Genomic DNA, 23,548 nt, shown 5'->3' with positions numbered 1-23,548 from the left:
GCTCGGGCTCGTGCGGTCACACGGGCCATCCCATCATTGTGCCGCGCGATCCGTCGAGGTCACCGCGTGTGATCGCGCGTCACGTGCGGTATCAACCCGGGTGGTGGGTTCGCCGGGACGCTTGGCACCCGGGGTGGGCTCGGTGGAGGATACGAAGGTGTCAGCGGAGGCAGGGCCGGCCAGCGGAGGCGCGGACGAGCGCGTCCGCCGGGTCCGCCTCCCCGCCGACCGCCGCACCCCCGCGGCGGCCCGGGCGCTGGTCCGCACCATGCTGCTCGAAGCGCGGCTGCCCGAACTGCTGAACGAGGCGCTGCTGCTCACCACCGAGCTGACCACCAACGCCGTCGAACACGCGCGTACCGAACTGGACATCGAGGTCGACACCGACCGCGAGGGCCTCACCGTGACCGTCACCGACTTCGCCTCCGGCCCGGTCGACGAGCTGATGGTGGGCGTGCGCAACACCACGTCCGACATCACCGAGGTGGCCACCCGAGGGCGCGGGCTGCTGCTGGTCGACCACTTCTCCAGCCGGTGGGGCACTACCTACCTGCCCACCGGCAAGGGAGTCTGGTTCCGCCTGGACCGGCCCGGCCCCGGTGGGTTCGCCCGGCCGTCGGCCGGCCCGCTGCGGGTCGCCGCACCGGAACGGACCGGCGACGGTACGCCGAGCGCCGCGGCGATGAGCGACCTGATGCAGCTCACTCCCGACGCGTACGCCGACGAGCCGCTGCCCGAGTTCGCCACCGGGCTGCTGACCCGGGTCGCCGAGATGGTGGGCGCCGCCGGTGGCTCGATCCGGCTGGACCGGGGCGACGGCCTCGGCACCCAGGTCTTCGCCCGGTACGGCCGGCCGCCGCGCGAGGGCAACGAACTGCTGCGCGTACCGCTCGCCGTGCACCGCCCGTACGCCGGCGAGCTGGAGCTGGACGCGGCGCCCTCGGCGTACGCCCGGCCGCTCGCCGTACTGGCCGCCGAGCGGCTGTCGCTGCACCTGGAGAACGACCGGCTGCGCCGCGCCGACGTACGTCGCTCCACCTGGCTGACGTTCCTGGCCGAGGCCAGTGAACTGCTCGCCCAGTCGCTCGACGTCGAGCTGACCATGGCGCTCGTCCCGCAGCTCGTGGTGCCCCGGCTCGGCCAGTGGTGCGCCGTGCACACCACCGACGAGTGGGGCCGGCTGCGCCTCGCCGCGTCGAGCCACGCGGACGAGGCGATGCTGCCGCAGCTGCACCGGATCCTCCAGGAGACCGGCCCCGACTCGATCCAGTCCCGGCTGCGCGAGGCGTCCCGCAACGCCGCCCAGGTGCCGCTCGGCGGGCCGATGGAGGGCTTCGCCGTACCGCTGATCGCCCGTGGTCAGCGGCTCGGCACCCTCGCCGTGGGCCGGCACCAGCGGCACCGGCACGACCCGGACGAGGTGTCGGTGCTGGAGGACGTGGCCCGCCGCGCCGCCCTCGCCATCGAGAACGCCCGCATCCACGCCGAGCGCCGCCGGGTGGCCCAGACGCTCCAGCAGTCGCTGCTGCCGCCGGTGCTCCCGGTGGTCGAAGGCATCGGCTTCGCCGCCGAGTACGTCCCGACCGGCGACGACGCGGAGGTCGGCGGCGACTTCTACGACGTGCTCCCGCTGCCGGACGGCCGCTGGCTCGTGGTGGTCGGCGACGTGTCCGGCAAGGGCGTGCAGGCCGCCGCCGTGACCGGGCTGGTCCGGGACGTGATCCGGGTGCTCGTCGGCGACGGCAAACCGCTGCCCGAGGTGCTCGGCCGGCTCAACGAGACCCTCGTCGAGCGCGGCGGCGGACGCTACTGCACGCTGGCGCTGGCGGCTGTCGCACCCGGCGACGGCGACCAGCTCGACGTCTCGCTGCACCTGGCCGGCCACGACCGCCCGGTCCTGCTGCACGGAGGTGGCGGCGCGACGTTCGTCGGCACCGGCGGCACGGCGCTGGGCCTGCTCGACACGATCACCACCCCGACCGCCGAGCTGACGCTCAAGCCCGGCGACGCGCTGATCTTCTACACCGACGGGGTCACCGAGCGGCGGCGCGGACGGGAGCTGTTCGGCACCGACCGGCTGCGCGAGTCGGCGGCGCCGCTGGCCGGGTACTCGGCCGACGTGGTGGCCGCCCGGCTGCGCGCCGCCACCATCGCCTTCTCGGTGGAGCCCCCACGCGACGACATAGCCATCCTCGTCCTCCGCAACGACACCCCCTAACCTCCGCCCAGTCCCGCCCCCGCGCGAGGGCGGGCGCCCCGTCGATCATGAAGTTGGCCGCTCAATTCGCCCGGTTCCTCCCCGTCAACTTCATGGTCAACCCACTCCGGCACGCCCACGGACGCCTCAGGTCGCCCGTCGTGGGAGGGCAGGACCGTCAGAGACCTCCGGGGAGGCGGCCGGGGGCCAGGCGGTGGTGCGGGTCCAGGTGGGCCTTGGCGCTGCGCAGGCGCGGCAACGCGGGCAGCTCACCCCAGAGGTCGACGGCACGGCGTACCGCCGCGGGCGCGGCCACCACGACGCACCGGCCCCGCCGGGCGATCAGCACACTGCGGACCGCGTTGAGGATCGAGGCGACCCGCTCGGGCGGCAGCGCGCCGGACAGGGCGGCGTGCACGGTGCCCGAGCCGGCCGAGCCGCGTACCGGCACCGGGCCGCCGGTGGCGTCGCGCAACGCGTAGACGGCCGCGTGCAGGTCGCCTATCGGCACCTCGATACGCAGTGCCGTGTCGCCTGGCGCGAACGGGTAACGGCCCCACCATTCCGGCGCGTGATGGCTGACCATCGCCTCGGCGCCGAGGACGGCGGTAAGGCGCTCGGCCCGCTCGGTCACATCGGCCGGGCCGCCCTCCAGCAGCACCACCAGGCTGCCCGCCGCGGGCCGGCCGGTCACGGCCGGATGGTCGGGACGGTTGATCACCGACGGGTGCGTCGGCGGGATGCGACGCCGGGGCAGCGGCACCGGCACCGGCAGGTCCAGTTCGACGGCGGCCGGATCGACGCCCGCGGCCAGGACGGCCCGGACCAGGTCGTGCACCTCCAGTGGCGTCCAGACCGGACGGGACACCCAGAGCCGGCCGGCCGGCACGGCGTGCACCCGCATCGTGGCCGAGACCAGCACGCCGAGCCCGCCCTGCGAGCCGCAGAGCAGCCGGGCCACGTCGAGCCCGGGCACCTCGCCCCGCCCGAGGATCGCGTCGCCGCCACCCGGATCGTCGCCGAACGCACCACCGGCACCCCAGCCCGCGCCACCCGCCGAACCGCCGGCACCCCACCCGGCGCCACCCACGCCACCACCGGCAGCACCGCCGCCACCGTCGCCCGCCGGGCCGCGCCCGCCCGGTCGGCCACCGCCACCGCCCGGAGTGGCCCGGCCCAGCGCCTCCGTGCCGGACTCGCCGACGCTCACCAACTCGCCGTCGGCGTCGAGGTAGCGCACCCCGACGAGCTGGGCGCACGGGCTGCCGTGCCGGTGACGCAGCGGACCGGACTCGTCGGCGGCGAGCACCCCGCCGAGCGTCGCGCCCGGCGAGGGCGCGTCGACCGGCAGCCGCCGGTTGGTGCGCGCGAGCGTGGCCTGGACCGCGCGCAGCGGCGTACCGGCGCCGATCTCGGCCACCGCCGCCCCACGCGGCTCGTGCCAGACCCCGGCGAGGCGGCCGGTGTCGAGCATGATGTCCACCTGCGCCGGTGCGGCGCCCCAGTCGATCTTCGTGCCGGCGCCGCGGGGCACCACTGTCAGGTCGTGCGCGGCGGCCAGCCGCAACACCTCCGCCGCGGCGTGCGGGCCGCCCGGCACGGCCACCCATCGGGCGGTACGGCCGGCCACCTCGTCGGCCGGGCCGGCGAAGCGGGCGAACGGGGCACCGCAGATCGCGGCCAGCTTCCGGGTGATGTCGAGGGCTTCGAGTCGGTCGGTGGAACGTGCCGCATCCGCCATGGCGGTTATCGTACACATGTTCGAAAGACCTGGCGGCGAGTCGCGGGATTCGGTCGACGGGCGAGCCCGGCGGCGGCCCGGCGACCGGTAACGTGGCGCCGTGACCGAAACCCCGCCGCCCGTCGCCAAGCGCGTCCCGACCGAGCGCGTCCATCACGGTGACACAGTCCTCGACGAGTACGCCTGGCTCGCCGCCAAGGACGAGCCGGACACGATCGCGTACCTGGACGCCGAGAACGCGTACACCGAGGCGCGCACCGCCCACCTGGCCGGGCTGCGCGCGGAGCTGTTCGAGGAGACGCGCCGGCGCACCCAGGAGACCGACCTGTCGGTGCCGACCCGCAAGGACGGCTACTGGCACTACACCCGCACGGTCGAGGGTCAGCAGTACGGCGTGCACTGCCGGCGCGCGGTCCGGCCGGGCGAGACGGCACCCCCGGTCAGCGCGGACGGCGCCCCGCTCGACGGCGAGGAGGTGCTGCTCGACGGCAACCAGCTCGCCGAGGGGCACGACTTCTTCTCGCTCGGCGCGTTCGACGTCAGCCCGGACGGGCGCTGGCTGGCCTACTCCACCGACTTCTCCGGCGACGAGCGGTTCACGCTGCGGATCAAGGATCTGACCACCGGCGAGTCGCTGCCGGACGAGGTGCCGGACACGTTCTACGGCACGGCCTGGTCCAGCGACGCGTCCACGTTGTTCTACGTGACGGTGGACGAGGCGTGGCGACCGAACCGGGTCTGGCGGCACACCGCCGGCACGGCGTCCACCGAGGACGTGGTGGTCTACTCCGAGGACGACGAGCGGTTCTGGGTCGGCGTCGAGCTGACCCGCTCGGAGCGCTTCGTGGTCATCGACATCCACAGCAAGATCACCAGCGAGGTGTGGGTGATCCCGGCGTCCAACCCGACCGGCGAGCCCGCCGTCGTGGCCCCGCGGCGCCAGGGCATCGAGTACGCGGTGGAGCACCACGGCCACCGCTTCCTGATCCTGCACAACGACGGCGCGGAGGACTTCGCGCTGGCGTACACCTCGGCGGACGCGCCGGGCGAGTGGGAGCCGCTGATCCCGCACACGCCGGGCACCCGGCTGGAGGCGGTCGACGCGTTCGAGAACCACCTCGTGGTGTCGTTGCGCGCCAACGGCCTGACCGGCCTGCGGGTGCTGCCGGTGGGCAGCGACGACAGCTGGGACATCGACTTTCCCGAGCCGATCTACAGCGTGGGGCTCGACGCCAACCCGGAGTACCGCACGAACGAGGTCCGGCTGCGCTACACCTCGCTCGTCACCCCGGACTCGGTCTACGACTACGACCTGGTGACCCGCGAGCTGACGCTGCGCCGGCAGAAGCCGGTCCGCCCCGGGCCGGACGGGCGCGCGTACGACCCGGCCGACTACGAGCAGCACCGGGACTGGGCGCTCGCCGACGACGGCACCCGCGTACCGATCTCGCTCGTGTGCCGCCGCGACACCCCGCGCGACGGTTCGGCGCCGGCCGTCATCTACGGCTACGGCTCGTACGAGGCGAGCATGGACCCGTGGTTCTCGATCGCCCGGCTGAGCCTGCTCGACCGCGGCGTGATCTTCGCGGTGGCGCACATCCGGGGCGGCGGTGAGCTGGGCCGTCGCTGGTACGACGAGGGCAAGCTGCTGGCCAAGAAGAACACGTTCACCGATTTCGTGGCGTGCGCCCGGCACCTGGTCAAGGCGGGCTGGACGGCCGGCGACCGGCTGGTCGCCCGGGGCGCCTCGGCCGGTGGCCTGCTGATGGGCGCGGTGGCGAACCTCGCCCCGGACGCGTTCACCGGGATCGTCGCGCAGGTGCCGTTCGTGGACGCGCTCACCTCGATCCTCGACCCGTCGCTGCCGTTGACGGTCACCGAGTGGGAGGAGTGGGGCAACCCGCTCGACGACCCCGAGGTCTACGCGTACATGAAGTCGTACACGCCGTACGAGAACGTGGTGACCGCCGACTACCCGGCGATCCTGGCGGTGACCAGCCTCAACGACACCCGCGTGCTCTACCACGAGCCGGCCAAGTGGATCGCCCGGCTGCGGTCGCTGGCGCCGGCCGGCGACTACCTGCTCAAGACCGAGATGGGCGCGGGCCACGGCGGCCCCAGCGGCCGGTACGACTCCTGGCGCGAGGAGGCGTTCGTCAACGCCTGGATCCTCGACCGCGTCGGCCGGGCCTGACCGTTCCGATCAGATGGGCGACGAGGAGCAGCCGGCGGCGCGACGTGCGCCGGCCTGGCTGCTCCTCGTGGTGGTCGCCGCCGCACTCGTCGTCTGCTGTTGTTCGACGGTGATCGGCCTGGCCGTCGCCGGTTCCGCCGGCCTGCTCGGCCGCTGACCGGTCAGGTGCTGCGCAGTTCCTCCACCGAGGTCGCCGCGCGCAGGAACAGCAGGCCGGCCACGACCGTGCACAGCACCGCCGCCAGCCCGCCCGCCGCGAGCCAGGCCAGCTGATCCCACGGTACGTCCGGCGGGACGGTCGTCTTCGGCACCCATTCAATACGGGTGTACCGGGCCGCGGTGGCCGGATCGCCGCACAGCTCCGTACCGGCGTCGCAGACGGTTCGCGCGAAGCCACCGTTGCTCGGTGCCGGCATGACGCCCCGGACCAGCAGGTAGCCGACCGTCAACGCGAGCCCGATCGCGGGTACGGCGGGGGCGAGCGCGGCCCAGAGCAGCGACCGGCCGATGGTGGCCCGTGGCACGCCGGTCGCCACCTGCGCCGCATACGCCCGCCGCCGGCTGGTGATCCCCTCGACCACAGCCACGAGCAGCCCACCGCCGGCGATCGCCATCGCCACCCCGACCGCGAGGTCGACCAGATCCATCGCGCCGAGGAAGAAGTCCGGGTCGGCCGGTCCGGAGCCGGTGCGGCGGGTCACCTCGGCCTGGGCCTGGAAGTCGGCGCGCAGCGCCGCGGCACCGGCGCCGAAGATCAGCGCGGCCAGCAACGCGGCGAAGGTGCGGCTGCCGGCCCACGGGTCGGCGGCCAGCCGACGGGCGGCGAGCAGGGCGGCCGGGCCGCGTCCGTGCCGGTGCAGCAGCCGCCCGGTGTGGTACGAGATCCAGCCGGTACCCGAGACGACGCCGATCATCGCGGTCAGCCCGCCGACGACGAGCAACGTCGGCACCTGCCAGTCGGGTGCCACGGCGCCACGCCGTTCGTACCAGAGCAGGAGCGGGCGGATCGCGGCGAACATCGCCAGCGCGGCGAGGATGAGCACACCCGGCCACGGCCAGGGCGCCCGGGTGCGGACCCTGCGCACGACGCCGAACGGGGTGGTGGCGACCCGCCGCAGCAGCAACGCGCTCACCAGCGCGGCGGCCAGCGGCAGGCCGAGCACGACGGCGGCCACCGCCACCGGGGCCGGATGCACGTCGGTGGGCAGCGGCAGCCGCCCGTCCGTGTCGGGCCGGTGCAGCAGGCCGCGCCCGGCCAGGAAGACGGCCAGGCCGACGAGGGTGCCGATCAGGCTCGCCGCGCCGGTTTCGGCGACCGCGACCCGGGTGACCTGCCCGGGGGTGGCACCGGCCAGCCGGAGCGCGGCCAGCCGCCGGTCCCGGCCGGGCGCGCCGAGGCGGGCGCACTGCCCGGCCAGCCCCAGCACCGGTACGCAGAGCAGCAGCAACGCGAACGCGACGCCGGGGCGCAGGCCGGGTTCCCGCAGCAGGGCGTTGGTGTACTGGTCGGAGTTGAGCCCCTCGTCGCCGGACGGCTCGACCACCGACAGCACGGTCAGCGCGGCCAGCCCGGCCAGCGTCGCGAGCGCGGCGCTCACCGCCGTGAGCGCCACCCGTGCGATGTCGGTGCGGGTGCCCGCCAGCACGAGTCGCAGCAGCGTCCCCGGCCTCACCGTGACCCGCCCGGCAGCGCCGGGTCGAGCCCGAGCCCGGTGTGGTCGACCATGCCGTCGCGCAGGCTCACCTCCCGGTCCGCGTACGCGGCGATGCGCGGCTCGTGGGTCACCAGCACGACTGTGGTGCGCTGGTCGCGGGCCAGCCGGACCAGTTGGGTGAGCACCTGCTCGCCGGCCAGCGTGTCGAGCGCGCCGGTCGGCTCGTCGGCGAAGATCACCCGTGGTTCGGTGACGAGCGCCCGGGACATCGCGCAGCGTTGCTGCTGCCCGCCGGACATCTCACCGGGCCGGGCGTCGGCGACGTCGGCCACGCCGAGCCGGTCCAGCCAGGCCAGCGCCGCGGTCCGTGCCGCTCGCCGCCCCGTGCCGGCGAGCAACAGCGGAAGTGCGACGTTCTCCGCGGCGGTCAGCTCGGCGACGAGCTGACCGAACTGGAACAGCACCCCGAATTCGGTACGGCGCAGCCGCGAGCGGGCCGCCTCCGACCACGTGTCGATCCGTTCCCCGCGCCAGGTGACCTGACCGGCGTCGGGACGCAGGATGCCGGCGAGGCAGTGCAGCAGCGTGGACTTGCCACAGCCGCTCGGGCCGGTGACCGCGAGGATCTCGCCTTCGGCCACGTCGAGCGTCACACCCCGCAGCGCGGGTGTGTGACCGTATGCGCGGACGACTCCGCGCGCTTGCAGGAACGTCACGAGCGCACCTCCCGGTGCCAGTCGGCGACCCGGTCCAGGGTGGTGTGCAGCCACCGGAGATCGGCGTCGAGGTGGGCGATGGCGAAGTCGGCGGCGACCACCTCGTCGAGGCGGGCGCCGGGGGCCGTCTTGAGCGCGGTCAGTTCGCGCAGCCGTTGCGTGTGCGCCTGCCGCTGCGCGATCAGGTAGGCGCGGGCCTGGTCGACGTCGGCCACCAGGAGCGCGACCACCACCTTCGCGAAGAGCGTGCCGGCCACGTACGGCATCGGCGGCTCGACGGTGCCGAGCCAGTGGTCCAGCGCCGCCCGCCCGTCGTCGGTGAGCGCGTACGAGGTGCGGTCCGGGCCGCCCTCGCGCGTCTGGCCGGCCGTGGCCACGAGGCCGTCGCGGCACAGGCGGGCAAGCGTCGCGTAGACCTGCCCGAAGGCGAGCGGACGGGCGCGGGGCAGCCGCTCGTCGTGCGCGCGCTTCAGCTCGTAGCCGTGGCGTGGGCCGGCGGCGAGCAGTCCGAGCAGAACGTGCGAAGTGGACACGCCCCTACTATTCGCTGAGTGAATAGCAGTGTCAAGGACGGCCCGCGTGAACAAGCTGCTCGGTCGGAGATGCCGCGCACAGGCGCCCGCTCAGCGGAGGTGGCGCAGCGCGACGGAAGACGCCCTGCGGTTCAGCGGCGGCGGACCGCCACCACCGCCACGTCGTCCTGGATCTCCGGCGGCGCCAGCTCGACGAGCAGCCGCCGGCAGAAATCGTCCAGGTCGTCGTCCACCCGGGTGGCGGCCACGCCGAGTGCCGCCATGCCGTCGTCGATCGTGGCGTCCCGCCGCTCGATCAGCCCGTCGGTGTAGAGCACGAGGGTCGCCCCGGCGGGCAGCACGAACTCCAGGTCCGGCGGGCGCGGTGCGCGCACGCCGAGCAACGGCGCGGACTGCGTCACGAACTCGACCCGCCCGTCCCGGCTCAGCAACGCGGGCAGATGCCCGGCGCTGGCCATCCGGACCAGGCCGGTCGGCGGGTGGAGCAGCAGTACGCAGATGGTGGCCAGCTCGTTCGGCAGCAGGGTTCGCATCAGCTCGTTGACCCGGTCCAGGATCACCGCGGGCTGATGGCCCTCCACCGCGTACGCCCGCACCGCATGCCGCAGCTCGGCCATCACGGTGGCGGCGTGCAACGAGTGCCCGGCCACGTCGCCGATCGCCACCAGCAGGTGCCCGTCGAGCATCACCAGCTCGTAGAAGTCGCCGCCCACCTCGGTCTGCGCGCTCGCCGGCTCGTACCGGACGGCCAGGTCCAGGCCGACGACGTCGGGCAGCCGCTGCGGCAGCAGGCTGCGCTGCAACGTCACCGCGATCCGGTGCTCCTCGTCGAAGGACCGCTGCGCCTCCACCGCCGAGGCGACCGCCTGGGCGAGCTGCACCAGCACCGGCGTGCGTACGGTCTGGGTGGCGGTCGGCACCACCACGTAGAGCGGGGCCCGGTCCTCGCGCAGCCGGGACGCGGCCACCGTCACGGTGTCGCCGTCCGGCCAGCCCGCCACCGCCCAGTTGCCCGGGTCGTCGACGCGTACCCGGGTGCCGATCGGCACTCCGGTGTCGTCCACCACCCACGGCACGATGGTGGCCGGCGTGTGCGGGTCCGCCGCCACCCCGGCCAGGCAGTCCCCGTCGAACGTCTCCGCGACCACCGCCGCCGGGGCCTTGAAGATCCGCGCCGCGCCGCTCGCGGCCGCCTCCAGCAGCCGGACGAAGTTCGGCGTCGCGTGCATCTCCACCGTGGCGTCGGCGAGCGCGGCGAGCCGCTCGGCGAGCTGCTCGGCACGCAGCCGGGCCTGGTAGTAGCGCAACACCGCGTGCGCGGTGGCGACCAGTTCCTCCGGTTCGATCGGCTCGGCCAGGTAGGCGTCCGCGCCCCGGGTGAGACCCTGCGCCCGGTCGACCACGTCGACAGCGTGCGCGGAGACGTGGATGACCGGGATGTACGGGTACTCCTCCTTGATCCGCTCGCACACCTCGAAGCCGCTCATGTCGGGCAGCCGCACGTCGAGCACCACGAGATCGACGTGCTCCCGGGCCACCCGGTCCAGCGCCGCCGTGCCGTTCTCGGCCTCGACCGTGACGAAGCCGGCCCGGGTCAGCCAGTTGACCAGCAGGTATCGCTTGGGGCCGCTGTCGTCGACCACAAGCACGGTCACCGCCCCGCTGTCCACCGTCACGCTCCGCCCGCGGGGAGGACCACGGTGAATTTGCTGCCCCGGCCGGTTTCGCTTGTCAGCTCCAGCGTCCCGCCGAGCAGCGTGACCAGCCGGCGCGCGTACGGCAGGCCGAGTCCGGTGCCACCGACCCGCGTCGTGCCCGGCACCTGGTAGAACTCCTCGAAGATCCGCTCGTGCAGTTCGGGCGGGATGCCGACGCCGGTGTCGGTGACCGAGAGCGTCCACCGCTCGCCGCGGCGCTCGGCGCGCAGGCGTACCTCGCCGCGCTCGGTGAACTTCAGGCCGTTGTGCAGCAGGTTGCGCAGCACCTGGGCGAGCAGCACCTCGTCCGAGCGGAGCGTCGCCGGGGCCGGCGGCTCCTCGACCACCAGCTCCACCTCGGAGCGCGTGGTGAGTGCCCGCAGCGTGCCGCGCAGCTGCCCGAACACCGCGCGCAGGTCTACCTCGGACCAGTCCGGCTCGATCCGGCCCGACTCCGCCTTGGCCAGGTCGAGCAGCTCGTTGACCAGCCCCAGCAGGTCACCCGCCGAGGACCGGATCAGCCCAACCTGGCGGGCCTGCTCGCCGGTGAGCGGGTCGGAGGCGGAGTCGGCAAGCAGCCGGGCCAGGCCGATGATCGCGGTGACCGGCGCACGCAGCTCATGGCTGACGTTGGCCAGGAACCGGCTCTTCGACTCGCTCGCCGCCCGCAGTTGCGCGGACTTCTCCTCCAGCTCGGCGTAGAGCGCCACCACACCGCGGTTGGTCTCCTCCAGCTCCTCGGTGAGCTGGTTGTAGAGCGCCATCACGCCCTGGTTGGTCTCCTGGAGTTCGGAGTTGAGCACCTCCAACTCGTCGCGCTGGCTGCGTACCTCGTCGAGAGCGGCGATGAGCTGGGAGTTCTGCGCGGCCAACTCGTCCAGCGCGGAGCCCGGAGCGCGCTCGGCCAGCTCGGCCCGGAGCCGGCCGGCGCGTTCCGGCGTCAGCTCCTCGGCGTGGTCGGGCACCCGTCTGGACATCCTCACGACGGTATCGCCCTCGACGGCCACCACCCGCAACGTGTCCACAAGACGCGCGACGGCGCCGGACTGCGGCTCGTACCGTCCGCCGGGCAACGGACGCAGCGGTGACAGGTCCACCTGGAGCACCCTGCGGCCCACGGCGTCGCGGTCGAGAGCGAACGTGACGTCCGCGCCGTCGGCCCCGCGCAACAGCTCCCGGGCCACCTCGCTCAGCGCGGTCGCGATCCGCACCTGGTCCTGGTGTTCCAGCCCGACCGCCGCGGCCACCTCGCGGCCACGCTGCCGGACCAGGAAGATGTCCTGCTCGACCCGGAGCGCGAGGTGCAGGAGCGGCTCGCTCATGCCGCCTCCCGGGCCACCAGGACGCAGGCGTCGTCGCGGCGGGTGCCGGCGTCACGCAGCAGCGTCGCGGCGGCCAGCAACGGGTTGCGCCCGGCCAGCCCGGGATAGTCGTCCAGGTCCCAGCGATCCACCACCCCGTCACTGTGCATGACCAGGGTCGCGTCGCGCGAGAAGGGGTAGTCGTACCCGCGGATCGTCGGACGCTGGTGCCCGGCGATGCCCGGCAGCGAGACCAGCCCGCGCCGCCGCTCGCCCGGCGCGACGATCATCGCGGCGATGTTGCCCAGGCCGGCGTAGCGGAGCAGCCCGGCGGCGGGATCCGGCTCGGCCACCGCGAGCGCGGCGCCCCGGGTGTGCGAGATGGCGGCGTGCAGGTGCCGCACCACCACGTCCGGCGGCCCGTCCGGCGCCGAGCGGAACGCGGACACGGCGGCCCCGGTCGCGGCGGCGGCGAGCGGCCCGTGGCCGAGACCGTCGGAGACCAGCACCTGCCGGCGACCGTCGACCTCGCGGACCGCGTACCCGTCGCCGCTGCTCTGCTCGCCGGTGATCGGCCGGGTCAGCCCGGCGGCCCAGTCCGGCTCCGGCAGCGCCCCGTCCCAGACCTGGACGGCCAGGACCGTGCCCCGGGCCGGCGTCGAGTAGCCGTCGAACCGGCTCGCCTGCCGGACGATCGCGCCGAGGCCGATGCCGAGCGTGCCGGCCGTGGAGTGGCCGTCGACCGCCGAGAGCGTGAGGTCGGCCATGCCGGGGCCCGAGTCGATGGCCACCAGTTCCACCCCGGCCCGCCCGGCCCGGCGCGCCGGGCGCAGCAGGAGCGCGCCCTCGCGGGCGTGCTTGACCAGGTTGCTGGTGACCTCGGCGGTGACGATGGCCAGGTCCGCGACGCGTTCCGTGCTCAGTTCGAGCTGCCGGCCCAGACGCTCGGCCGCCCGGCGTACGCCGCCGGCGGTCGCGCCGTTGTCGACCCGGAACCACATCCCGTGGTCGGGGACCACGTCGCCGATCATCGGGACCACTTGGTGACGGTGATCCGCGTCCCCTCGCCGACAGCCGTCCGGATGTCGAAGTCGTCGACGAGCCGGCGGGCGCCGCTCAGTCCCAGGCCAAGCCCGCCCCCGGTGGTGTAGCCGTCGGTCAGCGCCAGGTCGAGGTCGGGGATGCCCGGTCCCTCGTCGGCGAAGACGATCCGCACGCCGCGGCGCCGGCCGTCGGAGACGGTGCTCACCTCGGCGCTGCCCCCACCGCCGTAGATCAGGGTGTTGCGGGCCAGCTCGCTGGCGGCGGTCACCAGCTTCGTCTGGTCGACCAGGGAGAGCCGGACCGCGACGGCGGTGGTACGCACCAACTGCCGGACCCGCACCACGTCCTCGTCGCTGCGGATCGCCTGCGTCGACGGCACGCCCAGGTCGACGCCCGTGGTCATGCCGTCGCCGTCGTCTCGGTGCCCTCGTCGTCGGCCGCCTCGTCCCAGTCGTCGGCGCGGCTCGCGGCGATCAGCTCCATGCCGCGCTCGACGTTCAGCGCGGTACGGATGCCGTTGAGCGACAGCCCCAGCTCGACGAGCGTGATGGCGACGGCCGGACGCATGCCGACCACCACCGTCTCGGCGTCCAGCACCTTGGAGATGGACGCGATGGTGGAGAGCATCCGGCCGACGAACGAGTCGACGATGTCCAGCGCCGTGATGTCGATGATCACGCCGTGGCAGCCGGTGGCGACGATCCGCTCGGCCAGGTCCTCCTGCAACTGGATCGCCGTCTGGTCGGACATGTCGACCTGGATGGAGACCAGCAGGATGTCGCCGATCTTGAGGATCGGTACCCGTTCCATCAGGACTCCCGGCGCGGGCGGCGAGCGGGGGTCTCGACCCCGGTCATGCGCAGCACGTGGCGCAGCGCGTCGGCGAGGCTCGCCTTGGTGGCGATGTCGCCGAACTCGATGCCGAGGGCCACGATCGTCTGGGCGATCTGCGGGCGGATGCCGGAGATGATGCAGTCGGCACCCATCAGCCGGGCAGCCACCACGGTCTTGAGGATGTGCTGCGCGACCTGCGTGTCCACCGCCGGCACGCCGGTGATGTCGATGATCGCGTACGGCGACCCGGTGTCGACCAGGGTCTGGAGCAGCCGCTCCATCACGACCTGGGCACGGGCCGAGTCCAGCGTCCCGACCAGCGGGACGGCGACCACGCCCTCCCAGAGCTTGACCACCGGGGTGGAGAGCTCCAGCAACTGCTCCGCCTGGTCGGCGATCAGGCTCTCGCGAGCCCGGACGAACGTCTCGAAGGTGAACAGGCCCATCTGGTCGATGAGCGCGGAGTAGGCGACGAAGTCACGAAGGGTGTTGTCGCCCTTCTCGTCCTCCATCAGCTCCAGCAGCGAGTCCTTCAACGCGAACACGCTGATCGCGGTCTCGGTCGCGGAGAACCCTTGCCGGGCCCGGTTGGTGGACAGCTCGGACAGCACCGCGCGCAGCTCACCGCCGTGCTCGCCGGCCAGGTCGGAGACACCCTGCCGGCCGGCGTCGATCAGCGCGCGGTGCAACTCCTGCACCTGGCGGGCCAGCTCGGCCCGGCTCAGACGACCGCGCAGCGAACCGGCGACGATCTCGGTCCAGCGACTGGTCAACCGCTCCGCGTGCTCAGTGAGCAGGTGGGCGAGCCGACCACCCTGTTCGGCGCTCAACGCCATGGTTGACCTCCCTGATTTGGACGGGCGGACTCTATCACCGGAGGCTGGCGGACTACTTGTCGCGGAGCAAAGAAATGATCGCCCGCACCTGTGACCGCTCCCGTTCTGCGCGGCGGGCCCGACGTGGGATACCGTTTCCACCGAACACAGGAGGTCGACGAATGTCCTTGACGGTGCACACGGAACAGCGCGGCGACGTGGTCGTCGTGTCGGTCGCGGGCGAGCTGGACATGGCCACGGCACCGCAACTGCAGGACCAGATCACGGATCTGCTGGACAAGGGGCGCAACCGCCTGGTCTTCGACCTGGCCGAGGTGTCGTTCTGCGACTCCACCGGCCTGTCCGTGTTCGTCCGGGCGAAGAACAACTGCGACGAGGCCGGCGGCGTCGTCCGGCTGGCCGCCCCGCAGCGCGGCGTGCTGCGCATCCTCGAGGTCAGCGGACTGGTCGAGGTGCTGCACACGTACCCGACCGTGGAGCAGGCCGTCGCGGGCGACCCCACCCCGGCCTCCTCCTGACCGGTCCCGCTCAGCGCTCGTCCTCGATGTAGCGGGGACGGGCGATCACCATGCCCGCGGCCGTCTGCACGGCCAGCGCCACCAGCAGGAAGCCGATCGGTGCGGTCCAGCCACCGGTCGCCTCGTAGAGGATGCCCACCAGCAGCGGCCCGAGCGCCGCGATCACGTACCCGGTGCTCTGCGCGAACGCGGACAACGCCACGGTGCCCTCGGCGGTCCGGGCGCGCAGCCCGATCGTGGTCAGGATGAGCGGGAACGCGCCCTGGCCGAGCGCCAGCAGCAGCACCCACAGCGGCGCCAGGCCGCGCGGGGCCAGCGCCAGACCGGTGTACGCGGCAGCGGAGAACACGGTGAGTGACAGCACCAGTGGTCGGAGCGTGGCCAGCCGGCCGGCCAGCGCCGGCATCATCAGCGCCACCGGCACCCCGAGCGCGGTCACGCCGGCGAGCAGCAGCCCGGCCGCCTCCGGCCGGTATCCGGCGTCCCGGAAGAGCTGCGCCAGCCAGCCCATGATCGCGTACCCGCTGAGCGACTGTGCCCCGAAGTAGACCGCCATGGCCCAGCCGAGCCGGGTCCGGCCCGGCCGCACCCGCGCCGGGGCGGCGACCGCCACCGCCGGGGGCGCGGCTCGTCGCGCGGCGCGGGCCCGCAGCGCCAGCGGCACCCACGGGAGTACGGCCAGCGCGGCCAGCCCGGCCCAGATGCCGAGCCCGGCCCGCCAGGAGCCGAACGCGTGCGCCACCGGCACGGCGGCCGCGGCGGCCACCGTCGTGCCCACCGTCAGGGCCATCGTGTACGCCCCGGTGACCAGTCCGGTGCGGTGCGGGAAGTGCTGCTTGACGAGCATCGGCAGCAGGATGTTCGCCACCGCGATGCCGGCGAGCGCGAGCGCGCTGGTGAGCACGAAGATCGCCGCCGAGCCGGTGACCGCGCGCAGCACCTGCCCGACGGTGAGCGCCAGCATGGCCAGCACCAGCACCCGCGGCGCGGCCCAGCGGCGGACCAGCCACGGGGTGAGCGCGCCCAGCCCGGCGAACGCGATGGTGGGCAGCGTGGTGACCAGGCCGGCCATCGCGCCGGACAGCCCCAGCCCGACCCGGATCTCGTCGAGCAGCGCGCCGAGGCTGGTCACCGCCGCCCGCAGGTTCAGCGCGACCAGCAGCATCCCGGCCAGGACGAGCAGGCCACCCCGCACCGCGCGCGGCGCCGGGGTGGGAGTGCCCGCGGATGCGACGCCCGGGGCGGGGACGGTCGCGGCGGGCGCAGGTGGCGGAGTCATGACCTCGAACCTACAATCATGGGATGAATTTCGGCACGAGGTGTAACCCGTGACACCCGCCGTGGATTCCGTCGCCGTGCCGCCGCGCGGTCACCGGGTCCGCCAGACCATCGAACAGCTGCGGGAGCGCATCCTCGGCGGCGAGTGGCCGGTGGGCGGGCGCATCCCCACCGAGCCGCAGCTGGTCGCCGCCCTCGGCGTGGGGCGCAACACGGTCCGCGAGGCGGTCCGGGCGCTCGTGCACGCCGGGGTGCTGGAGTGCCGGCAGGGCTCCGGCACCTACGTGGTGTCGACCGACGAGCTGGCGCCGGTGGTGGCCCGCCGGCTCACCGACGACCGGATGACCGAGGTGATCGAGGTCCGGCGCGCGTTCGAGGTGGAGGCCGCCCGGCTCGCCGCGCTGAGGCGTACCCCCGAGGACCTGGCGGCGCTCGACGGCGCGCTCGCGGTCCGCGAGGCCGCGTGGCGATCCGGCCGGGTGGACGAGTTCGTCGAGGCGGACGCCGCGCTGCACACGGTCGTGGTGGCGGCCGCGCACAACGCCATGCTCGCCGAGCTGTACGCCTCGGTCGGCGCCGCGCTGCGCAGCACCGTGGCCCAGGCGATGGGCGAGACACTGACCCCCGAGCGGTACGTGGACCACGGCCGGTTGGTCGAGGCGATCCGGGCCGGCGACCCGCAGCGGGCGGCGATCGAGGCCGGCGCTTTTCTCGAAGGGCCCGCCGGGGCATAGGTTGTCCCCGACGCAGACTCATCAGGGCACGGGAGTACGGATGCTCAAGGGCTTCAAAGACTTCATCATGCGCGGCAACGTCGTCGACCTGGCGGTCGGTGTCGTCATCGGCGCGGCTTTCACAGGCGTGGTGACCCAGCTCACCAAGTCGTTCCTGGAACCGCTGGTACGCGTGGTCATCGTGTTGATCACCGGCAGCAAGGACGGGATCGGCGGCTCGACACCGTCCTTCCGCGGCGTCGACTTCGACTGGGTGGCGTTCGTCAACGCGGCGATCACGTTCGCGCTCACCGCGGCGGCGCTGTACTTCCTGGTCGTCTACCCCATGAACCGGCTCGCCGAGCGGCGCAAGCGCGGCGAGGAGCCGCCACCCTCCGCCCCGAGCGAGGAGGTCAAGCTGCTCACCGAGATCCGGGACGCGCTGCTCGCCGGCAACCACGGCACGCCGGGCCAGCGCAGCGCCCTGGACGACGTACTCGGCCGCCGGCAGGAGCCGCCCGCGCCGCGCTGACGCCATAACCGATCGGCCCCCGCGGCAATCTCGCGGGGGCCGACGTGTATCGAACACATGTTCGATAGAGTCCGGGCATGGAGCAGCGCAGGCACTGGTGGAACGGGAAATGGGGACGGCTCGCCCGGCGTGACGTCTTCCTCCGGGTCGACGGCGACCGCTGGCACGTGGAGCAGCGGGCCGGCGGCGCCGAAGGGGTCTCCCGGTTCTACGAGCACGCCAGCGTCGAGGAGGCCGAGGATACGGTCCGGGCGCTGCTGGACGGCACCGACACCTGGCGCGAGCTGTCCCCCCGGCCGCCGGGCGGCTGGGCCCCCACCGTTTAGCGCCCGCGTGGCCCGGGAACCGCTGCTGCATGAGCCAGCAGCAGGACACCGTCTCCCGGGTCACCACCGGCATGCGGGTGGTCGACTCCGCAGGCGTCGAGGTGGGCACAGTCGATCTCGTGCAGCGCGGCGACCCGGCCGCGGTGACCGTGCAGGCGCCCGCCCCGGTCGACCCGGGCAGCAGCCTGGACGAGCTGATCGAGTCGGCCGCGGCCGAGGAGCCGGACGTACCGGCCGACCTGGCCGCCCGGCTGCTGCGCGACGGCTACCTCAAGGTCTCCAGCGAACTGGTCCGCACCGGCGCGGTCTACGTGCTCGCCGACCGGATCGCCGCGGTGAACGACGGCGCGGTACGCCTCACCGTCCCGGCCGCGGAGCTTCCCGCCGAGGAGTGACGGGTCATCCGGTCCGGGCGGGAACGGACGGGACGGGATCCGGCTCGACCGGCGCGGGTGCGGCCCGGCGGCGGAACAGCAGCAGCATCAGCCAGCCCGCGACCAGCCCCCAGAACGCGCCGCCCACCCCGAGCAGGCTCACCCCGGAGGCGGTGACCACGAACGTCACCACGGCCGCCTCCCGCGCGTCCGGCTGGGCGACCGCTGCCGTGACCGCGCCGGCGAGCGCGCCGAGCAGGGCGAGCCCGGCGACGGCCTCGACCAGCACCGGCGGGGAGAGCAGCACCAGGGCGGTGGCCACACCGGCGCCCAGGCCGAGCAGGGCCAGGCCGATCCCGGCGGTGACCGAGGCGATCCAGCGCCGTTCCGGGTCCGGGTGGGCGTCCGGGCCGGCGGCGAGCGCGGCGGTGATCGCGGCGAGGTTCACCGCGTGCGCGCCCGCCGGTGCGCCGAGGGTGGTGGCGAGCCCGGTCACCCGCAGCGCCGAGCCCAGTGGGGCCCGGTAGCCGTACCCGGCGAGCACCGCGGTGCCGGGCACGTTCTGCGCTGCCATGGTGACCAGGAACAGCGGCAGCGCGAGCCCGACGACGGCGGGCAGCGTCCAGGCCGGCGCGGTGAACGCGACGACCGGCGCGGCGTCCAGCCGGGCGGGCCCGGACGTGGTCAGCGCGATCACGACCACTGCGACGGCGAGCGCGCCCGGCACCGCCCAGCGGCGGGCGAACCGGTGCAGCAGCAGCCAGACCAGCACCACCGGCCCGGCCAGCCGGGGCACCTCGACCAGGGCGCGTACCGGCGCCGTACACAGCGGCAGCAGCACCCCGGCGAGCATGGCGGAGGCGATCGGGGCGGGGATCGCGGCGACCGCGCGACCGAGTGCGGGGATCAGCCCGGCCGCGACGATCAGCAGCCCGGTGAGCAGGAAGGCGCCGACCGCGGCAGGCCAGCCGCCGGGGACCGGCCCGGTGGCCACGAGCAGCGCCGCGCCCGGCGTGGACCAGGCGATGGCGAGCGGCAGCCGGTGCCGCAGGCCGAGCCAGACCGCGCAGGCGCCGCTGGCGACGCAGAGCGCGAGCAGGCCGGAGGCGGCCTGGTCCGGTTCGGCGCCGACCGCGCGCAGCCCGGCCAGGACGACTGTGAACGAGCTGGCGAAGCCGACCAGGGCGGTCACCACGCCGGCCAGAACGGGTTGGAGCCGACCGCCCATGCCCTCCTCCTCCGACCGTTCCGTTTACGGAACGGCACGGTGTAGCACCATAGCCCCATGACAGCCGCCGCACCAGCCGATGACCGGGGCGCCCGGGAGGTCGGCCGGCGCATCCGCTCGCTCCGCACCGAGCGGGGCCTCTCCCTGTCCGAACTGGCCCGCCTCGCAGGCGTCGGCAAGGCCACGCTCTCCGGCCTGGAGAACGGTGTGCGCAACCCCCGGCTGGAGACCCTGTACGCGATCACCGCGCAGCTCGGCGTACCGCTGACCGCCGTGCTCTCCGCCCCCGGCGAGGCGCCGACCGTACGCGGGGCCGCGGTCGGGGCCACCCTGCTGGAGGTGTTCGGTGACCGGGAGGCGACCTACGAGCTGTACCGGATGTGGGTCGGTCCGGGCCCGGCGCAGCTCTCCCCCGCCCACTCCGGCGGCGTGACCGAACACGTGACGGTCTTCTCCGGCGTACTCCGCGCCGGCCCGGCCGACGCCCCGCTGACCGCCGGCCCGGGGGGCTACCTGCGGTGGACCTCCGACGTGCCGCACACCTACGCGGCCGTGGGCGAGGAGGAGGTCCACGCGAGCCTCCTGCTGCGCTATCCTCGTCCATCCACACTGGACAGTTGACGCATACCCAGGATGCAAGCTGATGACATTTCTTTCAGCAGACCCGCCAGCGCGTGCAGACGCGGAGCCGTTCTTCTTGGCAAGCTTGTCCTCATGACGCTCATCCTCCGCTCGGCCATCCTCAACGACGTCGGCCTCGTCCGGACCAACAACGAGGACTCCGCCCTCGCCGGTGACCGCCTCGTGGCGGTGGCCGACGGCATGGGCGGGCTCCCCGCCGGCGAGGTGGCCAGCGAGATCGTCATCCGGATCCTCGACGAGCTGACGCCGCCCACCGGCGCCGACGAGGCGGCCGACGCGCTGCGCGCCGTCGTGAGCACCGCGAACCAGCGCATCCGCGCGGCCATCACGGTGGACCCGGCCCGCGACGGCATGGGCACGACGCTCACCACCGCCCTGCTCGCCGGCGACACCCTGGTCCTGGCCCAGGTCGGCGACTCCCGCTGCTACCTGCTGCGCGACCACGAGCTGACCCAGCTCACCCGCGACGACACGTTCGTGCAGGCGCTCGTCGACCAGGGCGCGCTCTCCCGCGACCAGGCCCGGCACCACCCGCAGCGCTCGCTCGTCACCCGCGCGGTGCAGGGCTCCGACGCGCCACCCGCCGTCGGGGCGCTCACCGTCTTCGCCGGCGACCGGTTGCTGCTGTGCAGCGACGGCCTCTCCGACTACGTGGAGGACGCCGCCATCGCGGCGGCGCTCGCCACCTACGGCGACCGCCAGCAGTGCGGCGAGCAACTGGTGAAACTGGCCCACCAGGCCGGCGCGCCGGACAACGTGACAGTGGTCATCTCGGACGTCACCGAGGCGTGAGCGGGCGTCCTTTCCGGTTGCGGACCGCGCCCGGTGCGGTTGGGATGAACGGATGCACATCCGCCGGCTGGCCGCCGATGAACGGCTGACCACCAGCTTCCCGCTCCAGGCGTACGCCTTCGAGGCCTCGCCGATGGCGGCCCCCCGGACCGACCAGTTCCGCGCCTACCTGCCGTACAACGCGGGGAACACGACGCTCGTGGCCGAGGAGGACGGGATCACCGCGGCGGCGGCCTCGGCGATCCCCATGCGGCAGAACCTGCGCGGAGCGGTGCTGCCGATGGCCGGTGTCGCGGGCGTGGCCACCCATCCGCTGGCCCGCCGGCGCGGCCACGTCCGGACGCTGATGCAGCAGCTCCTCGACGGCATGCGCGACGAGGGGCACCAGCTCACCGCGCTGCACCCGTTCCGCGCCTCGTTCTACGAGCGCTTCGGCTACATCGGGCTGCCCCGGCGGCGTACCGCGATCTTCAACCCGGCGGACCTGGCGCCGCTGCTGCGGGCCGAGCTGCCGGACGAGCTGGCCTGGGAGCGGATCGGCGCTGGGTACGCGCGGTGGCGCGCGTACACCGAGCGGTGCCTGCGCGAGCGCCACGGCTTCGCGGTCTTCCCCGACTTCCGGGCGGTCGGGCTGCGCGACCGGGACGACCGCTGGCTGGTCAGCGTGGTGCGCGGCGGCGAGACGGTCGGCGCGGTGACCTACCGCATCGACGACCACGCCGGCACGCTGTTCGTCGACGACCTGCTGGTCGACGACGCGTACGCCCGCGCGTCGGTGCTCCAGTTCCTCGCCCGGCACGTCGACCAGGTGGCCCGGATCAGCGTCCAGGTGACCCCCGACGAACTGCCCGAGCTGTGGCTCACCGACCTCGACGTGCAGGTGGAGGCGCGGGTGGCCCGGCCCGACCCGACCGCGCCGATGGCCCGGCTGCTCAGCCTGGACGCGTTGGCCGAGCAGCCGGTCGGGGTCGGCCGGGTGCTCATCGAGCTGGTCGGTGACCGCTGGCTCGCCGGTCGCCACCTGCTCGACGGCACCACCGGCAAGCTCGCGGTGCTGCCCGCGCAGACCGCCGCCGAGGGCAGCGTTCCGGTCGCGCGGCTCACCGCCGCCGGGCTGTCCGCCCTGGCGTACGGCGTGCTCGACCCGGCCGAGGTGGTCGTACGCGGGCTGGGTGAGGTGCCGGTGGACGCGGCCGGTGAGCTGCGCCGCCTGTTCCCCCGCGAGTTGCCGCACCTGTTCGCCGACTTCTGACCCGGTTGGCGGCGCGGATCCGGGGGTAGGGTCCAGCGCGTGCCGGAGTGGCTGGAAGCGGGATTCTGGGGCCTGCTCGCCGGGTCGGCCCTCCTGATCGGGGCGGCCGTCGGGTTCTTCGCGCGCGTACCGCGCCGGGTGACCGCCTCGGTGATGGCGTTCGGGGCGGGCGTGCTGCTGTCCGCCGTCTCGTTCGAGCTGATCGACGAAGCGCACGAGCAGGGCGGTCTGCTGCCGGTGGCGATCGGCGCGGCGGCCGGCGCGCTGCTGTACACCGGGGCGAACGTGCTGCTGGCCCGGCACGGCGCGCGGCACCGCAAACGTTCCGGCGACGAGCAGCCCTCCGAGCGGGAACAGCCCGGCTCCGGTTCGGCCATCGCTGTCGGCGCGCTGCTCGACGGCGTACCCGAATCGGTGGTGATCGGCGCGAGCCTGCTGGCCGGCGGCCCGGTCAGCCTGGTCACTGTCATCGCGGTGTTCCTCAGCAACGTGCCGGAAGGGCTCTCCAGCGCGGCCGGGATGCGGCAGGCCGGGCGTACCCGGCGCTACGTGTTCGGGCTGTGGACGGCCATCGCGTTGATCTCCGGGGCGGCGTCGCTGGCCGGGTACACGCTGCTCGGCGGCGCGCCGCCCGAGGTGCTGGCGACGATCACCGCGCTCGCCGCCGGCGCGATCCTGGCGATGATCACCGACACCATGGTCCCAGAGGCGTTCGCGGACGCGCACCTGCTCGTCGGGCTGATCACCGTCCTCGGTTTCCTGGTCGCGTTCGCGCTCTCGCACGCCTGACCGTCGCACGCGGTGCCGAGGGTGCTGCCTGCCGCCGCGCGGCCGCCGACTCCGGCTGCGGCTCCGGTGCCGGTGCCGGTGCCGGTGCTGGCTGCGGCTGCGGCTGCGGCTGCGGCTGCGGCTGCGGCTGCGGCTTAGCGGTGGGTTAAGGATCGCCTGTGGAGTCGTGCCGGGGCGGCCGGTCCTCCTAGCATCGGGCGGTGCGCGTGAAGTCGGCTGTCACACTGCTCGTCCTCGCCCTGGCGACGGCGACGCTGCCCGCCTGCGGCGACGATCCCGCCCCCGCGCCCGCCGCCGACGCCGGCTCGTCGACCAGTGCGGCAGCCGCGCCGTCGCCCACCCCGAGCGGGCGTGCC

General features: G+C 74.1%; 24 protein-coding genes. 12 read left to right on the top strand and 12 right to left on the bottom strand.

What is annotated here, in order from left to right; all coding sequences use genetic code 11:
- Positions 1-157: 157 nt before the first annotated feature.
- A complete protein-coding gene (locus F8279_RS10700) occupies positions 158-2,218 on the top strand; it encodes a SpoIIE family protein phosphatase (RefSeq protein WP_151499828.1) in 2,061 nt (686 codons plus the stop codon).
- Positions 2,219-2,375: 157 nt separating this feature from the next.
- Here F8279_RS10700 and F8279_RS10695 read toward each other — a convergent pair whose 3' ends face one another.
- Complete coding sequence (locus tag F8279_RS10695; protein ID WP_225853220.1) at positions 2,376-3,938, bottom strand: FAD-binding oxidoreductase; 1,563 nt, start codon at positions 3,936-3,938, stop codon at positions 2,376-2,378.
- Positions 3,939-4,038: 100 nt separating this feature from the next.
- Between F8279_RS10695 and F8279_RS10690 the strand changes: the two genes are divergently transcribed.
- Complete coding sequence (locus tag F8279_RS10690; RefSeq protein ID WP_151499826.1) at positions 4,039-6,132, top strand: S9 family peptidase; 2,094 nt, start codon at positions 4,039-4,041, stop codon at positions 6,130-6,132.
- Positions 6,133-6,145: 13 nt separating this feature from the next.
- Positions 6,146-6,289 (top strand): hypothetical protein, encoded by a 144-nt coding sequence (locus tag F8279_RS30260; RefSeq protein WP_192580673.1) that lies wholly within the window; start codon positions 6,146-6,148, stop codon positions 6,287-6,289.
- Positions 6,290-6,293: 4 nt separating this feature from the next.
- On the opposite strand, the gene F8279_RS10685 is transcribed toward F8279_RS30260, so the two are convergent.
- The 9 genes from F8279_RS10685 to F8279_RS10645 all read right to left on the bottom strand — a co-directional run bounded on the left by F8279_RS10685 (position 6,294) and on the right by F8279_RS10645 (position 14,748).
- Positions 6,294-7,805 (bottom strand): FtsX-like permease family protein, encoded by a 1,512-nt coding sequence (locus tag F8279_RS10685; protein WP_151499825.1) that lies wholly within the window; start codon positions 7,803-7,805, stop codon positions 6,294-6,296.
- Positions 7,802-8,503: an ABC transporter ATP-binding protein gene (locus tag F8279_RS10680; protein WP_151499824.1), complete on the bottom strand. Its 702-nt coding sequence runs from the start codon at positions 8,501-8,503 to the stop codon at positions 7,802-7,804. Before F8279_RS10680 ends, F8279_RS10685 begins: the two co-directional genes overlap by 4 nt.
- The gene (locus F8279_RS10675) at positions 8,500-9,036 is read right to left on the bottom strand and encodes a PadR family transcriptional regulator (RefSeq protein ID WP_151499823.1); all 537 of its coding nucleotides are present in this window, start codon (positions 9,034-9,036) and stop codon (positions 8,500-8,502) included. Before F8279_RS10675 ends, F8279_RS10680 begins: the two co-directional genes overlap by 4 nt.
- 131 nt (positions 9,037-9,167) lie before the next feature.
- Positions 9,168-10,706: a SpoIIE family protein phosphatase gene (locus F8279_RS10670; RefSeq protein WP_151499822.1), complete on the bottom strand. Its 1,539-nt coding sequence runs from the start codon at positions 10,704-10,706 to the stop codon at positions 9,168-9,170.
- Between the two features lie 2 nt (positions 10,707-10,708).
- Positions 10,709-12,055 carry a sensor histidine kinase gene (locus F8279_RS10665; RefSeq protein ID WP_151499821.1) on the bottom strand — a complete coding sequence of 449 codons (1,347 nt, stop codon included), beginning with the start codon at positions 12,053-12,055 and terminating at the stop codon, positions 10,709-10,711.
- Complete coding sequence (locus F8279_RS10660; protein WP_151499842.1) at positions 12,052-13,065, bottom strand: SpoIIE family protein phosphatase; 1,014 nt, start codon at positions 13,063-13,065, stop codon at positions 12,052-12,054. The genes F8279_RS10665 and F8279_RS10660 overlap by 4 nt, the downstream gene beginning before the upstream one ends.
- Complete coding sequence (locus F8279_RS10655; RefSeq protein WP_151499820.1) at positions 13,062-13,481, bottom strand: ATP-binding protein; 420 nt, start codon at positions 13,479-13,481, stop codon at positions 13,062-13,064. Before F8279_RS10655 ends, F8279_RS10660 begins: the two co-directional genes overlap by 4 nt.
- Positions 13,478-13,888: an STAS domain-containing protein gene (locus F8279_RS10650; protein ID WP_151499819.1), complete on the bottom strand. Its 411-nt coding sequence runs from the start codon at positions 13,886-13,888 to the stop codon at positions 13,478-13,480. The genes F8279_RS10655 and F8279_RS10650 overlap by 4 nt, the downstream gene beginning before the upstream one ends.
- Complete coding sequence (locus F8279_RS10645) at positions 13,888-14,748, bottom strand: STAS domain-containing protein (RefSeq protein ID WP_151499818.1); 861 nt, start codon at positions 14,746-14,748, stop codon at positions 13,888-13,890. Before F8279_RS10645 ends, F8279_RS10650 begins: the two co-directional genes overlap by 1 nt.
- Positions 14,749-14,909: 161 nt before the next feature.
- On the opposite strand from F8279_RS10645, the gene F8279_RS10640 reads away from it, so the two are divergent.
- Positions 14,910-15,266, top strand: coding sequence for an STAS domain-containing protein (locus tag F8279_RS10640; protein ID WP_091414301.1), 357 nt, complete (start codon positions 14,910-14,912; stop codon positions 15,264-15,266).
- Between the two features lie 10 nt (positions 15,267-15,276).
- On the opposite strand, the gene F8279_RS10635 is transcribed toward F8279_RS10640, so the two are convergent.
- Positions 15,277-16,431, bottom strand: a complete 1,155-nt coding sequence (locus F8279_RS10635) for an MFS transporter (protein WP_192580674.1) — start codon at positions 16,429-16,431, stop codon at positions 15,277-15,279.
- A gap of 163 nt (positions 16,432-16,594) precedes the next feature.
- Between F8279_RS10635 and F8279_RS10630 the strand changes: the two genes are divergently transcribed.
- The 4 genes from F8279_RS10630 (at position 16,595) to F8279_RS10615 (ending at position 18,510) form a co-directional block, all read left to right on the top strand.
- Entirely contained in the window at positions 16,595-17,278 is a 684-nt protein-coding gene (locus tag F8279_RS10630; RefSeq protein WP_151499816.1) for a FadR/GntR family transcriptional regulator, read from the top strand.
- Positions 17,279-17,318: 40 nt separating this feature from the next.
- Positions 17,319-17,789, top strand: coding sequence for a large conductance mechanosensitive channel protein MscL (mscL, locus tag F8279_RS10625; RefSeq protein WP_091414295.1), 471 nt, complete (start codon positions 17,319-17,321; stop codon positions 17,787-17,789).
- A gap of 77 nt (positions 17,790-17,866) precedes the next feature.
- Positions 17,867-18,115 carry a hypothetical protein gene (locus F8279_RS10620; protein WP_091414293.1) on the top strand — a complete coding sequence of 83 codons (249 nt, stop codon included), beginning with the start codon at positions 17,867-17,869 and terminating at the stop codon, positions 18,113-18,115.
- 29 nt (positions 18,116-18,144) lie between these two features.
- Positions 18,145-18,510, top strand: a complete 366-nt coding sequence (locus tag F8279_RS10615; RefSeq protein ID WP_151499815.1) for a hypothetical protein — start codon at positions 18,145-18,147, stop codon at positions 18,508-18,510.
- Between the two features lie 4 nt (positions 18,511-18,514).
- Here F8279_RS10615 and F8279_RS10610 read toward each other — a convergent pair whose 3' ends face one another.
- The gene (locus tag F8279_RS10610) at positions 18,515-19,717 is read right to left on the bottom strand and encodes a benzoate/H(+) symporter BenE family transporter (protein WP_151499814.1); all 1,203 of its coding nucleotides are present in this window, start codon (positions 19,715-19,717) and stop codon (positions 18,515-18,517) included.
- A gap of 57 nt (positions 19,718-19,774) precedes the next feature.
- Here F8279_RS10610 and F8279_RS10605 point away from each other — a divergent pair, with 57 nt between their 5' ends.
- From F8279_RS10605 to F8279_RS10590, 4 genes are all read left to right on the top strand, one after another.
- On the top strand, positions 19,775-20,338 hold the full coding sequence (locus F8279_RS10605) for a helix-turn-helix domain-containing protein (protein ID WP_151499813.1): 564 nt from the start codon (positions 19,775-19,777) through the stop codon (positions 20,336-20,338).
- A 93-nt stretch (positions 20,339-20,431) separates the two neighbouring features.
- Positions 20,432-21,151 carry a PP2C family serine/threonine-protein phosphatase gene (locus F8279_RS10600; RefSeq protein ID WP_091414285.1) on the top strand — a complete coding sequence of 240 codons (720 nt, stop codon included), beginning with the start codon at positions 20,432-20,434 and terminating at the stop codon, positions 21,149-21,151.
- Positions 21,152-21,203: 52 nt separating this feature from the next.
- Complete coding sequence (gene eis, locus F8279_RS10595; protein WP_151499812.1) at positions 21,204-22,403, top strand: enhanced intracellular survival protein Eis; 1,200 nt, start codon at positions 21,204-21,206, stop codon at positions 22,401-22,403.
- A 39-nt stretch (positions 22,404-22,442) separates the two neighbouring features.
- Entirely contained in the window at positions 22,443-23,192 is a 750-nt protein-coding gene (locus tag F8279_RS10590) for a ZIP family metal transporter (RefSeq protein WP_091414281.1), read from the top strand.
- The last annotated feature ends 356 nt before the right edge of the window (positions 23,193-23,548 follow it).

The sequence above is a fragment of the Micromonospora sp. AMSO1212t genome, from assembly GCF_008868145.1.
Classification (GTDB): domain Bacteria; phylum Actinomycetota; class Actinomycetes; order Mycobacteriales; family Micromonosporaceae; genus Micromonospora; species Micromonospora tulbaghiae.
This window is presented reverse-complemented; position numbering and strand designations above follow the sequence as displayed.

What these genes read in the sequence shown, in the direction of transcription:
- F8279_RS10695 (WP_225853220.1), bottom strand. Translation starts at nt 3,938, where the DNA reads ATGGCGGATGCGGCACGTTCCACCGACCGACTCGAAGCCCTCGACATC.
- F8279_RS30260 (WP_192580673.1), top strand. Translation starts at nt 6,146, where the DNA reads ATGGGCGACGAGGAGCAGCCGGCGGCGCGACGTGCGCCGGCCTGGCTG.
- F8279_RS10665 (WP_151499821.1), bottom strand. Translation starts at nt 12,055, where the DNA reads ATGAGCGAGCCGCTCCTGCACCTCGCGCTCCGGGTCGAGCAGGACATC.
- F8279_RS10660 (WP_151499842.1), bottom strand. Translation starts at nt 13,065, where the DNA reads ATGATCGGCGACGTGGTCCCCGACCACGGGATGTGGTTCCGGGTCGAC.
- F8279_RS10655 (WP_151499820.1), bottom strand. Translation starts at nt 13,481, where the DNA reads ATGACCACGGGCGTCGACCTGGGCGTGCCGTCGACGCAGGCGATCCGC.
- F8279_RS10650 (WP_151499819.1), bottom strand. Translation starts at nt 13,888, where the DNA reads ATGGAACGGGTACCGATCCTCAAGATCGGCGACATCCTGCTGGTCTCC.
- F8279_RS10645 (WP_151499818.1), bottom strand. Translation starts at nt 14,748, where the DNA reads ATGGCGTTGAGCGCCGAACAGGGTGGTCGGCTCGCCCACCTGCTCACT.
- F8279_RS10640 (WP_091414301.1), top strand. Translation starts at nt 14,910, where the DNA reads ATGTCCTTGACGGTGCACACGGAACAGCGCGGCGACGTGGTCGTCGTG.
- F8279_RS10635 (WP_192580674.1), bottom strand. Translation starts at nt 16,431, where the DNA reads ATGCTGCTGGTCGCGCTGAACCTGCGGGCGGCGGTGACCAGCCTCGGC.
- mscL (WP_091414295.1), top strand. Translation starts at nt 17,319, where the DNA reads ATGCTCAAGGGCTTCAAAGACTTCATCATGCGCGGCAACGTCGTCGAC.
- F8279_RS10620 (WP_091414293.1), top strand. Translation starts at nt 17,867, where the DNA reads ATGGAGCAGCGCAGGCACTGGTGGAACGGGAAATGGGGACGGCTCGCC.
- F8279_RS10615 (WP_151499815.1), top strand. Translation starts at nt 18,145, where the DNA reads ATGAGCCAGCAGCAGGACACCGTCTCCCGGGTCACCACCGGCATGCGG.
- F8279_RS10610 (WP_151499814.1), bottom strand. Translation starts at nt 19,717, where the DNA reads ATGGGCGGTCGGCTCCAACCCGTTCTGGCCGGCGTGGTGACCGCCCTG.
- F8279_RS10605 (WP_151499813.1), top strand. Translation starts at nt 19,775, where the DNA reads ATGACAGCCGCCGCACCAGCCGATGACCGGGGCGCCCGGGAGGTCGGC.
- F8279_RS10600 (WP_091414285.1), top strand. Translation starts at nt 20,432, where the DNA reads ATGACGCTCATCCTCCGCTCGGCCATCCTCAACGACGTCGGCCTCGTC.
- eis (WP_151499812.1), top strand. Translation starts at nt 21,204, where the DNA reads ATGCACATCCGCCGGCTGGCCGCCGATGAACGGCTGACCACCAGCTTC.